Origin of the sequence: Actinomadura macra NBRC 14102 (assembly GCF_001552215.1) — a bacterium.
GTDB classification, from domain to species: Bacteria; Actinomycetota; Actinomycetes; order Streptosporangiales; family Streptosporangiaceae; genus Spirillospora; species Spirillospora macra.
In genome coordinates, this window is the sequence record NZ_BCQT01000011.1 from 143,751 (window position 1) to 154,969 (window position 11,219).

The window sequence follows — 11,219 nt, forward strand, 5'->3', positions numbered from 1 at the left end:
CGGGCGGGGGGTCTGGTCCGATGACGACACTGGTCACGGGTGCGTCCGGTTTCGTCGGCAGGTACGTGGTAGGTGAGCTGCTCTCCGCCGGAGCCGACGTCGTCGCTCTGGACCACGCCCCCGCCTCCGGGCTGCCGCCGTCCCCCCGGCTGACCGCCGTCCAGGGCGATGTCCGGGACCTCAGGCAGTTGACGCGCATCGCGCACGAGCACGGGGTCGACCGGATCATCCACCTGGCTTCGCTGCTGGCCCCGGCGTCGCAGCAGGACCCGTACCACGCGCTCGAAGTGAACGTCATCGGGACCCAGAACCTGATGGAGGTCGCGCTGGTCCAGGGCGTCACCCACCTCACCTGGGCGAGCTCGATGGCGGTGTTCGGCCACCAGACACAGGCCGACGGCGGCGCCGAGGAGTTCACCGAGGCCAGCCGTCACTGCCCCGACAACGTCTACGGCGTCACCAAGTCCTACGCCGAGGGAATCTCGCTCGCCTACCGCGAACGGTACGGCCTCACCACCGTCGGGCTGCGGATCGGCCTGGTGTACGGGCAGGGCAAGGAACGCGGCGAAGGGCTGTTCACCGAGCATCTTTTCGACCGGCCCGCGCGCGACCGGGATTCCGTCGTGCCGTTCGGAGACGACGTGTTCTCCTGGCAGTACGTTCGCGATGTCGCCAAGGCATTCATCCTGGTCAACGGCCGCGATGAGACTGATCAGGGCATTTACAACCTGCCCGGCACGGTGGCGAGCATGCAGGACGCCGTGGGCCTGGTCCGGGAACTGCGTCCCCGCGTGTCCATTCGCTCCGAACCCGGCCGTTTGGGTTTCCCCCACCGGTTCAGCGTGAGCGCTTTCGAAAAGCTCGCCGGGGACGAATACCGCCTGACCCCGCTACGCGACGCTTTCGCGGAGACGCTGGACCGGCTGCGCCAGGACAGCGGCGCCGTCGACACGACGAGTACGGGAGGTGAGCGTGGGAACGCTCGAACTGAGTGACGGGTCCGTGGTCTGGTACGAGCGCCGGGGAACCGGCCCGACGATCCTGGACATTCACGGGAGCGGTTTCGGGCACCGGAACTTCGCGATGCTGACGCCGCTTCTCGTCGACTCCTTCGACGTGATCGACCTGGACCTGCCCGGCTACGGGCAGAGCGTCGCGAAGGGCCGGCTGGGCGTGGCCGAGTGGGCCGGCTACATCGCCGAGTTCATCGAGCGACTGATCGGCGGTCCCGTCCACGTGCACGGCACCTCGATGGGGGCCCTGGTCGCCACCACCCTCGCCGCGGACCATCCCGAGGTCCTGAAGGACCTCATCCTGTCCTGCTGCCTGTTCCGCTACGACAACGCCGCCCGGCACATGCGGCACACTTGGAAGCGCGGCGCGATGGACAGCGGTATGGTCCAGGTCGCCGACCAGACAGCCGCGGCCGGGTTCTCTCGCGGCTTCTACGATCGCCCGGATGCCACGGAGGTCCTGGACCGGCTGCGAACCGCGATGGGCTCCAATGACCCGAAGTCGTTCGTCGCGGGCACGGAGAGCCTGGAGGCGATGGACCTGTCGGACCTGCTACCCCGGCTGCCCCGAACCCTGCTGCTCGGAGGCGACGAAGACCAGATGACACCGCCCGCCCCGGCGGGAAGCGGTGTCGGCTTCGATACGGCTACGACAATCATCCCGGACGCGGAACTCCACATTCTGGAGAACTGCGGTCACTATCTGGTCCTGGAGCAGCCGGAACGTGCCGCCGAGGTCATCAAGCAGTTCGTCCTCCACCCCGGTCATTCCCGATGAGCAGCCTCGACCGACGAGCCGGGGCGCCGTGGACGCGCAGGCCCCTTCGTCCGCCCCTTCGTCCGCCACGCTCGCCGTCCGCGGATGTGGCATATCTGCCATGATCCGCGACAGCCGTACGTCCATCAGGAGGAGAAGAGAATGACCAGCGAGCCGTCATCACGGGCGAAGGCCCGATCGTCTCGCGCCATCAGGTTGGACTTGCCGAGTGACACCGCGAGCCAATCGCAGGTCACCGACACGGTGGAGCAGCGCATCGCCCAGGAACTGCGCCGCTTGATCGCCGAGGGCGATCTCGCTCCCGGAGCCCATCTGCCGCTGCGCCAGCTCGCGGCGCACTTCGGGGTCAGCATCACTCCGGTCCGGGTGGCGCTGATCGAGCTGGCCGCGGCGGGACTGGTGGTCAGCCGTCCACATACCGGCATGCGTGTCGCGCCGATGTCCCTGGAGGAATTCGAGGAGGTCTGGACGACCAGGGTGAGCCTGGAGTGGTGGCTCACGCGCAGGGCGGTCGAGCAGATCGAGGACCGGGACATCGAGCACCTGCGCGGTGCGTTGGAGAAGATCCAGCACGCCGCGCGGAGCCAGGCGGAATGGCCGGAGTACGTCGGGCACAGCTGGAACTACCGCCGTTACCTCTACTCGCTCGCCAATCGGCCGCAGATGTTGAACAGCCTGGACACGATGTACGTGCGATCGGCCAGGTACAGCCGGCTCATGCTCGTCGACGGCGAGCGGATCCACCGGGCGGCCGCCTCGATGGAAGAGGTGCACGCCGCCGTGGAACGGCGCGATGCCACCGCGGCGCAGCAGGTGCTACGACGCGGAATGGAATGGACGATGGAGGCCGCACTCAAGCAGTTCGTCAGCGATCTGCCCGCCACGCCGCAATGGTGAGGGACGAGCCCCCTCGGGTGGCGGTGTTCTCCCTCGGCGGCACGATCGCGTCCACGAACACGCCGGGGGTGGACGGTGGCGGGGTCACGCCGCGGCTCGCCGCGAAGGAGTTGCTGGCCGGCGTCCCCGGGCTGCCCGACTCCGCCGAGCTGGAGGCGGTGACGTTCCGGCAGACCGCGTCCGGGGACCTCACCTTCGACGATCTCACCGCCCTCGCGGCGGAGATCGAGACGCGGTTCGAGGCCGGGGCGGCGGGCGTCGTGGTCGTCCAGGGGACCGACACCATCGAGGAGACCTCCTTCGCCCTCGACCTGCTCATCGACGCGCCGAACCCGGTCGTGGTGACCGGGGCCATGCGCAACCCGACCCTGGCGAGCCCGGACGGACCGGCGAATCTGCGCGCCGCCGTCCAGGTCGCCGCATCGCCCGAGGCCCGCGGGCTCGGCTCGCTGGTGGTGCTCAACGACGAGATCCACGCGGCGCGGTTCGTCAGCAAGACCCACACCTCCAGCCCCGCGGCCTTCCGCTCCATGACGGCCGGGCCGATCGGATGGCTGGTCGAGGGACGGCCCAGGATCGTGCTGCGGACCACGCCACTGCCCGGCATTCCCGTGCCCACCGGGCCCATACCGCCGGTGGCGCTGCTGACGATGTGCCTTGGCGAGGACGAACGCCTCATCGAGCAGGTCAGCGCCCTGGGGTACGCCGGGCTCGTCGTCGAGTCCTTCGGCGGCGGCCACGTCTCCGCGCGTACCGTCTCCGCCCTGGAGCGGCTTGCCGCGACGATGCCGGTGGTGCTCGCCTCGCGGACCGGCGGCGGCGACATGCTCCAGGCGACCTACGGCTTCCCCGGCTCCGAACGCGATCTCATCGCCCGCGGGCTGATTCCGGCGGGATACCTCGACGGTCTGAAGGCCCGCATCCTGCTCAGCCTGCTGCTCGGAAACGGCACTGGCATCGAGCAGGTACGAGCGGCATACGCCGGTGTCTAGGAGCCGCCGTCGTCCGGCTGCGCCGAGGGCCATCGCCCCAGGCGGAGGGCCGAACGAATCTGGCGGGCCAGTTCTTTGACGACGATGTCGGCAGCGGGTGCTCTGCGTCCTGTCCGGGGTGTGCCGAGCACGATGGAGCGCCACATCGTGGGTTCGCGCAGTGGCGCCGCGCTCAAGGAGCCGTTGGCGACGTCCTCGGCGATGCCGACGCCGGGCAGGATCGTCCAGCCGTGGCCGCTGCGCACGAGCTGTTTCTGCACGTGCATGGAGTTGGTCTGCACGACGATGTTCAGCGCCGTCTCGGCCTGCGCGGCGGCCGCGTCGATCAGCGCCCGCAATCCGTGGCCGGACGCGGGCATCACCACAGGATGCAACGCGACCTGCTCGAAGGGGACCGGCTCGGCGGCCCGGAGCCCGGCCGACGCCGGCGCGACCGCCCACAGCTTCTCGCGCACCAGCGGCTTGACGTTCAGCGACGGGGTGTCGGCGAGGTCGTACAGCAGGGACAGATCCAGATCGCCGTCGTCCAGCCACTGCTGCAGATGCCCGGAGTACGCGGTGAGCACGCGCAGCTCGATGCCCGGGTGGTCTCGGGCGATGGCGGACACGAGCGGTTCGGCCAGCAGGTCGCTGGCACTGTCGAGCAGCCCGACGGTCACGATGCCGGTCACCACGCCCGGCGTCGGCTGGATCTCCGCTCGGGCCCGTTCGAGTTCGTTCAGGGCGCGCCTGGCACGCTCCAGCAGGAGCACGCCGGCGTCGGTGAGCCGCATGCCCTGCCGGGTCCGCTCGAACAGCGCGACACCCAGGTCCTGTTCCAGCGCGCGGATCTGCCGCGTGACGGCCGGCTGGACCAGGTGCAGCAGCTCCGCCGCGCGGGTCACGCTCCCGACTTCGGCTACCGTCACCAGCGCTTTGAGCTGCTTGACGTCCACGGGCCCACCATTCGCGCTCGGCATGAAAACATCAGGAATCATTATTTTACTCGAATCAACATAACCAACGATGATGGGTCTCCCCGACCGGATATCTGGAGGTCGCCGTATGACCGAACGTCCGCTCTCCGACATCACCGTCGTGAGTCTTGAACAGGCGGTGGCGGCGCCGTTCGCCACCCGCCAGCTCGCGGACCTCGGCGCACGCGTGATCAAAGTGGAGCGGCCCGGGGGAGGGGATTTCGCACGCCGGTACGACACGACGGTGCACGGCCAGTCGAGCTACTTCGTCTGGCTCAACCGGTCGAAGGAGTCGCTGACCCTGGACGTGAAGTCCCCGCGCGGCCGTGAGGTCCTGGGGGAACTGCTCGCCGGAGCCGATGTGTTCGTGCAGAACCTGGCTCCGGGCGCCGCGGCCCGCTTGGGGGTGGACTCCGCATCCTTGACCGCCCGGTACCCGTCGTTGATCCCGTGCACCATCTCCGGTTACGGCACGTCCGGTCCCTGGGCGGACCGGAAGGCATACGACCTGCTCGTCCAGTGCCAGACCGGCCTGGTCTCGCTGACGGGCACCGCCGAAGCGACCGCACGCGTCGGGGTGTCGGTCGCCGACATCGCCGCGGGCATGTACGCCTACTCCGGGATTCTCACCGCGCTGTACACCCGGGCGACCACCGGTTCGGCACGCGCCGTGGAGGTCTCGCTGTTCGAAGCTCTGGGGGAATGGATGAGCCAGCCCGCCTATTACACGCGGTACGGGGGCACGCCGCCGCCGCGAATCGGTACGCAGCACGCCACCATCGCGCCGTACGGCGCCTACACCGCGGCCGACGGCGGGGATGTGCTGTTCTCCGTCCAGAACGAACGGGAGTGGGTCGCTCTCTGCGAGCGATTCCTTGAGCGTCCGGAACTGGTGGACGACCCGCGGTTCGCCACCGGAGCCGCTCGGGTGACCCATCGGGAAGAGCTCAACGCGATCATCGTCGAACGGTTCCGGCAAGCCGGCAGCGGCGAAATCATGGAAGCACTGGACGGCGCGGGAATCGCCAATTCCGGAGTGAACGACGTCCGTGAGTTCGTCGCCCACCCGGTGCTCGCCGAGCGCGACCGTTGGCACGACGTGGGCATTCCCGGTGCCGTGGTGGAAGCACTCCTACCGCCGGCGGACCTGGCCGGAATCTCCCCGCGGATGGACCCGGTGCCCGCGGCCGGTGAGCACACCGAACAGATCCTGGCCGAACTGGGGCGCTCCGCGGCACAGATCGATGACCTGCGCGCCGACGGCGTGATCTGACAGAGCTGGGAGGAACAATGAGCACCCTGGACATCCTTTCTTCTGACGAGCGGTTCGTCGTCGATACCGTGCGCGACTTTGTGGACAATGAAGTCAAGCCGATCGCTCAGGAGTTGGAGCACGCCAACATCTACCCCGAAACGCTGATCGAGCAGATGAAGCAGCTCGGGATTTACGGCCTGGCGATTCCCGAAGAATATGGTGGCAACGCCGTCTCCATGCCCTGCTACGTCCTGGTCACCGAGGAACTCGCGCGTGGCTGGATGAGCCTGGCCGGCGCGATGGGTGGTCACACCGTGGTGGCCAAGCTGCTGCTGGATTTCGGTACGGAGGAGCAAAAGCGCCATTACCTACCGAGAATGGCCACCGGCGAGGTACGGGCCACCATGGCCCTGACCGAACCGGGTGGCGGTTCCGACCTTCAGGCGATGCTGACCACCGCGCGCAAGAGTGCGGGGGGGTACCTCGTCAACGGGGTGAAGACCTGGATCAGCAATTCCAGGCGCTCCCAGTTGATCGCGTTGCTGTGTAAGACGGCCACCGATGTCACACCCGCGCACAAGGGCATCTCGATCCTCCTCGTCGAGCACGGGCCTGGCCTCACCGTCTCCCGCGACCTGCCCAAGCTCGGCTACAAAGGCGTGGAGAGCTGCGAACTGGCCTTCGACGACTACCGGGCACCCATCGATGCTGTGCTCGGCGGGGTCGAGGGCAAGGGATTCACCCAAATGATGAAGGGCCTGGAGATGGGCAGGCTCCAGGTCGCCGCCCGCGCGCTCGGTGTGGGCCGCGCGGCGTTCGAGGACTCCCTCGCCTACGCCCAGGAACGCGAGTCGTTCGGCAAGCCGATCTGGCGACACCAGGCGATCGGCAACTACCTTGCCGACATGGCCACCTCGCTGACCGCGGCACGCCAGCTCACGCTCTACGCCGCCCGGGAGGGCGAAGCGGGCCGGCGGGTGGACATGGAAGCGGGCATGGCCAAGCTGTTCGCCTCCGAGACCGCGATGGAGATCGCCCTGAACGCCGTCCGCATCCACGGCGGATACGGCTACTCGACCGAATTCGATATCGAGCGGTACTTCCGCGACGCGCCGCTGATGATCGTCGGTGAGGGCACCAACGAGATTCAACGCAACGTCATCGCAAGCCAACTCGTCACCCGAGGCGGACTCGACGTGTGACCCATGCCGCGCTCACAACGGCGAAGCGGCGTCACCGTCACGGCACCGACCGTCAGGCGAGTTCCTTGTAGAGCAGCTTGGTGAGGCCGTTGGGGTCGGTGATGATCCAGCTTTTGGTGACCGTGCCGGTGTCCCATGCCTGCATGGCTTCCAGGCGGATGGTGGTGGGCTCGTCGATCTCGATGAAGACGCGGCCGGTGGCGGTGGTGCCGTAGTCGCGGCTCCTGCCGGGTGGACGGTTGGTGCTGGTGACGACGAGCAGGTTGCTTTCCGGGACCGGGGTGCCGGTGGTGGTGTTGAACAGTCGGGAGATGATCCGGGCGTGGGTGAACTGGTTCCGGGCGGTCATGAACTGGCCGCGGACCTGCTGGGTCACCTCGTACACGCCTGGTTTGGTCAAGGTGACCGTGGCGTTGGTGACGGGAGTCCATTGGCGGCTGGTACTTGTCGACAAGGCGGTCGTGTCGGCGGTCGCTGTGCCATGGCCGAGTGGCGCGGCGGCCCTTCCGGATGGGGCCTGCTTGCCGGCGGCGGGTTCGGCGGGGCCGGTCAGGGTGGCCAGCAGCGCGGCGATGACGGGCAGGAGGGCCAGCCCGCACAGGAGGGCCACCCCCTCGGGCGCGGATGTGTCGCCGCGCTTCAGCAGGTGCTGGCGGGTGAGGGCGGCGCGGTTGGGAGCGTGACTGTCGTGGACGCTCATGGCGCTGTCAGACCGCGGCTCGTTCGTGGAATGGAGGGTGCGTGGGGGAGAGCTGGTTGGGCCTATCCATGCGAGTAGCTTGCTGGGCGCCGTCCATGTCTGGTCCATGTCTGGTCCATAGCGGGTCGGCATATCGATGATCGACGTCAGCGATGATGTCCAGGGGCGAGCAAACATTGCGCGACAAAATGCGTCTTCAAAATGATGGACTCACCCACAACCAGGTCTCTATTTGTTATTCGACGCGGAGATCAATTTCACTCAGCTGAGTTCGTCGGCTCACGGAGAGTTGTGAGGCGAGCCAGATCCTGAGAGGTCATGCCGAGACCCAGTGTCACGAGATGACGCCGGCCCGGTATCGGATGGCGAAACCCTGCCGCGCCTGTGACGAACACGTTCATTGACCTGTTGTGACACATATCTGTCACAGTATTGTGTTTGAGGTCAGTGTCGACTTGGGTGGCGATCAACCTTGCCTGCCAAGATACCGAGGGTTGATGCCGTATGGCCGGAGAATTCAAGATCTTGGGCCCGTTGGAGGTCTGGACCGGCGGGGAGCAGTTGCGCTTGAGCGGGGCCGGTCAGCAGAAGGTGCTGGCCGCGTTGTTACTGTCGGCAGGTCACCTGGTGCCGCTGAGCCGTTTGGTGGATGTGGTCTGGCCGCAAGAGCCGCCCGCTACCGCGGAGAAGCGCGTCCGCAATCTGGTTTCCGAACTACGGAGACTGCTCGCCGACGGGGGCTTGGCCGGTCCGGTGGCGGCGGGTGCCGGGTACCGGCTGGACGTCGGAGAGGACGAACTCGACGCTGCCATGTTCGACAGCCGGGTGCGGCGGGCCCGCCGGCATGTCGCCGGTGGGGAACCGGCGGAGGCGGTGGCCGAGTTCCGCGCGGCCCTGAACCTGTGGCGGGGGCCGGTGCTGGCGGGGTTGGAATGCCCGGCGCTGCAGCCGCAGGTGACCAGTTGGGAGGAGAGACGAACGGCGGCGCTGGAGGAGGGCATTGACCTGGAACTGGAGCTGGGTCGGCACCACAGCGTGATCAGCGAGCTGACCGAGCAGGTGGCCGCGCACCCGCTGCGGGAACGGCTGGCCGGGCAGCTGATGCTGGCCTTGCACCGAGCCGGACGGCGGGCCGAAGCGCTGCGGGTCTTCCACGACACCCGCGGCGCGCTGGCGGAGGAACTGGGCCTGGACCCCGGTGACCAGCTACAGCGACTTCACCAGCAGATCCTGGCCAGTGACCCTGGCCTGGCGGCGCCGCCTTCGCAAGCACCGCCTTCGCAAGCGCCGCCCGCCGAGCGGCGCAGGCCCGTTCACCAACTGCCGCACGACCTCGCCGACTTCACCGGCCGCGCCACCGAACTGAACCGGCTCGTCTCAAGCCTGCCGGACAAGGGGGAGGCGGCCACCGCCGTAGTGATCAATTCGATCGACGGGATGGCCGGGATCGGCAAGACCGCCTTGGCGGTGCACGCCGCACACCGGCTGGCCGACCGCTACCCCGATGCGCAACTGTTCATCGACCTGCACGCGCACGCCGCCGGAGACCAACTCGGCACCGCGGCCGCGGCCCTGGACACGCTCCTGCGCGCGGTGGGAGTGCCGGGGGAGCGGATCCCCGACAAGTTGCACCAACGGGCCGGGCTATGGCGGGCCGAAGTGGCAGATCTCAAGGCCTTGATCGTGCTGGACAACGCCGCCAGCGCCGAACAGGTAAGGCCGCTGCTGCCCGGCCATCCCGACAGCCTGGTGCTGATCACTAGCCGCCGTCGGCTCACCGACCTGGACGCCGCCTGCACGCTGTCCCTGGAGGTGCTGCCGTCCGCCGACGCGGTCGCGCTGTTCACCCGTGTCGCCGACGATGCGCGCGCCATCACCGAGCCGCAGGCCGTGCAGGAGGTGGTGCGGTTGTGCGGCCTGTTGCCGTTGGCGGTCCGCATCGCCGCCGCCCGACTGCGCACCCGCCCCACCTGGACCCTCGCCCACCTGGCCGAACGCTTGGGCGACCAGCAGCGGCGGCTGGGTGAGCTGGCCACCGGGGACCGCAGCGTGGCTGCCGCGTTCGCGCTCTCCTACCGGCACCTCACTCCGGTCCAGCAGCGGCTGTTCCGGCTGCTGAGCCTGCACCCGGGTACCGATTTCGACGCCCACAGCGCGGCCCGGGTCGCCGACATCACATTTCAGGAGGCCGAACAGATCCTGGAGGGCCTCCTCGACATACACCTCTTGCAACAACGCACCGTTGGTCGGTACCGCTTCCACGATCTGCTGCACACCTATGCCGCGGATCTCACCCGTGAAGAGGACACCGAGGCCGACCGGCGCGCCGCCCTGGACCGCATCCTCGACCACTACCTCGCTTGCGTCCGAAACATCTACCGGCTGCAACGGAACGGCTGCAAGCTCGCCGACGCATTGGCGGCCACCGAGTCGGCAGGGGCCCCGTTCACCGACCCGGCCGAGGGACAGGCCTGGGTGCTGAACGAGCTCGACGGCATTCTGGGAACCGTCCGCAGGGCTGCCGCGGACCCCGGCGCGTCGATCTCCGCCGCCGCTGACCTGCTGCTCGCCCTCGACCCCCTGGGCGACGTGGCGTTCCTGTGGCCGCAGCTCAACGGCCCCGCGGCCGAGATCGCCGACGCTGCCCAAGCCCGCGGTGACCTTCCCGCGGAAGCCCGGGCGCGGTACATGCTCGGCGGCGGGCTCTGGCAGGTCGACCGACCGGAGGACGGCGAAGCGCAGATCCGCCGCGGTATCCAGGCGGCCCACGACTGCCGGGACGAGGCGATCCTGGACCGACTGCTCAACGTGTCCGCTCTGCTCGCCGCCGCCCAGCACAATCATGCGGTGGCGCTCGAAACTTTCCAGGAAAGCTTGACGGTCAGTGAGCGCTCCGGCGACTGGTGGTCGCAGCTGGAGGTGATCAACAACATCTCCGCCCTCTACATCGTCTATATCGGGCGCCCCCAGGAGGCACTGCCGTGGCTGGAGCGCGGGCTGGCGCTGGCCGACGAGGTCGGAGGACAGCCCTATGTCTGGCAGTACCTGATGATCAACCGTGGCCGGGCGAAGCGGGCCCTCGGCCGTGTGGACGAGGCGGTCGAGGACTTCCGAGCCGCACTCACCGCCAGCCGCGCACTCGCCGTCCCCAACCAGGAGGCGATGGCCCTTCAGGAACTGATGGAGACGACCCGCCGGCTCGGGCGGCTGAAGGAGGCCCTCGAACATGCCGAGGCCAGCCTGGCGATCTGGCGGCGGCTCGGCCAGGAGGCCAGGCAGGCCGAGGTCCAGGCCGTCCAGGAGACGATCCACGCAGAGCTGGACGGATCCTGTCCATTGGCGACGTGAGAAAAAGGCCGGCCGCACCCTCGTGACGCACGGATAAGCGACAAAGGGAAACAGGTCATCGACGCACCATGCTGAGAA

General features: G+C 68.3%; 9 protein-coding genes. 7 read left to right on the plus strand and 2 right to left on the minus strand.

Features of this window, described 5'->3' with window-relative positions:
- The first annotated feature begins 20 nt into the window (after positions 1 to 20).
- The 4 genes from AMA02S_RS20435 (at position 21) to AMA02S_RS20450 (ending at position 3,680) form a co-directional block, all read left to right on the plus strand.
- Complete coding sequence (locus AMA02S_RS20435) at positions 21 to 995, plus strand: NAD-dependent epimerase/dehydratase family protein (protein WP_067460967.1); 975 nt, start codon at positions 21 to 23, stop codon at positions 993 to 995.
- Positions 973 to 1,791 carry an alpha/beta fold hydrolase gene (locus AMA02S_RS20440; RefSeq protein WP_067460968.1) on the plus strand — a complete coding sequence of 273 codons (819 nt, stop codon included), beginning with the start codon at positions 973 to 975 and terminating at the stop codon, positions 1,789 to 1,791. Before AMA02S_RS20435 ends, AMA02S_RS20440 begins: the two co-directional genes overlap by 23 nt.
- A gap of 201 nt (positions 1,792 to 1,992) precedes the next feature.
- Positions 1,993 to 2,688, plus strand: a complete 696-nt coding sequence (locus tag AMA02S_RS20445) for a GntR family transcriptional regulator (RefSeq protein ID WP_169806864.1) — start codon at positions 1,993 to 1,995, stop codon at positions 2,686 to 2,688.
- 17 nt (positions 2,689 to 2,705) lie between these two features.
- Positions 2,706 to 3,680 (plus strand): asparaginase, encoded by a 975-nt coding sequence (locus tag AMA02S_RS20450; RefSeq protein ID WP_218005063.1) that lies wholly within the window; start codon positions 2,706 to 2,708, stop codon positions 3,678 to 3,680.
- Here the strand turns inward: AMA02S_RS20450 and AMA02S_RS20455 are convergent.
- Complete coding sequence (locus tag AMA02S_RS20455) at positions 3,677 to 4,615, minus strand: LysR family transcriptional regulator (protein ID WP_067461301.1); 939 nt, start codon at positions 4,613 to 4,615, stop codon at positions 3,677 to 3,679. The genes AMA02S_RS20450 and AMA02S_RS20455 overlap by 4 nt on opposite strands.
- 109 nt (positions 4,616 to 4,724) lie before the next feature.
- On the opposite strand from AMA02S_RS20455, the gene AMA02S_RS20460 reads away from it, so the two are divergent.
- Together AMA02S_RS20460 and AMA02S_RS20465 are read left to right on the plus strand one after the other, a co-directional pair.
- Entirely contained in the window at positions 4,725 to 5,909 is a 1,185-nt protein-coding gene (locus AMA02S_RS20460; RefSeq protein ID WP_067460971.1) for a CaiB/BaiF CoA transferase family protein, read from the plus strand.
- A 17-nt stretch (positions 5,910 to 5,926) separates the two neighbouring features.
- On the plus strand, positions 5,927 to 7,093 hold the full coding sequence (locus AMA02S_RS20465) for an acyl-CoA dehydrogenase family protein (RefSeq protein ID WP_067460972.1): 1,167 nt from the start codon (positions 5,927 to 5,929) through the stop codon (positions 7,091 to 7,093).
- 52 nt (positions 7,094 to 7,145) lie between these two features.
- Here AMA02S_RS20465 and AMA02S_RS43275 read toward each other — a convergent pair whose 3' ends face one another.
- Positions 7,146 to 7,793, minus strand: coding sequence for a hypothetical protein (locus tag AMA02S_RS43275; protein WP_067460973.1), 648 nt, complete (start codon positions 7,791 to 7,793; stop codon positions 7,146 to 7,148).
- 504 nt (positions 7,794 to 8,297) lie between these two features.
- Between AMA02S_RS43275 and AMA02S_RS20475 the strand changes: the two genes are divergently transcribed.
- On the plus strand, positions 8,298 to 11,141 hold the full coding sequence (locus AMA02S_RS20475; RefSeq protein WP_067460974.1) for an AfsR/SARP family transcriptional regulator: 2,844 nt from the start codon (positions 8,298 to 8,300) through the stop codon (positions 11,139 to 11,141).
- Positions 11,142 to 11,219: the final 78 nt, after the last annotated feature.

Coding starts and splice junctions, on each gene's coding strand:
- AMA02S_RS43275 (WP_067460973.1), bottom strand. CDS start 7,793: ATGAGCGTCCACGACAGTCACGCTCCCAACCGCGCCGCCCTCACCCGC.
- AMA02S_RS20460 (WP_067460971.1), top strand. CDS start 4,725: ATGACCGAACGTCCGCTCTCCGACATCACCGTCGTGAGTCTTGAACAG.
- AMA02S_RS20435 (WP_067460967.1), top strand. CDS start 21: ATGACGACACTGGTCACGGGTGCGTCCGGTTTCGTCGGCAGGTACGTG.
- AMA02S_RS20475 (WP_067460974.1), top strand. CDS start 8,298: ATGGCCGGAGAATTCAAGATCTTGGGCCCGTTGGAGGTCTGGACCGGC.
- AMA02S_RS20465 (WP_067460972.1), top strand. CDS start 5,927: ATGAGCACCCTGGACATCCTTTCTTCTGACGAGCGGTTCGTCGTCGAT.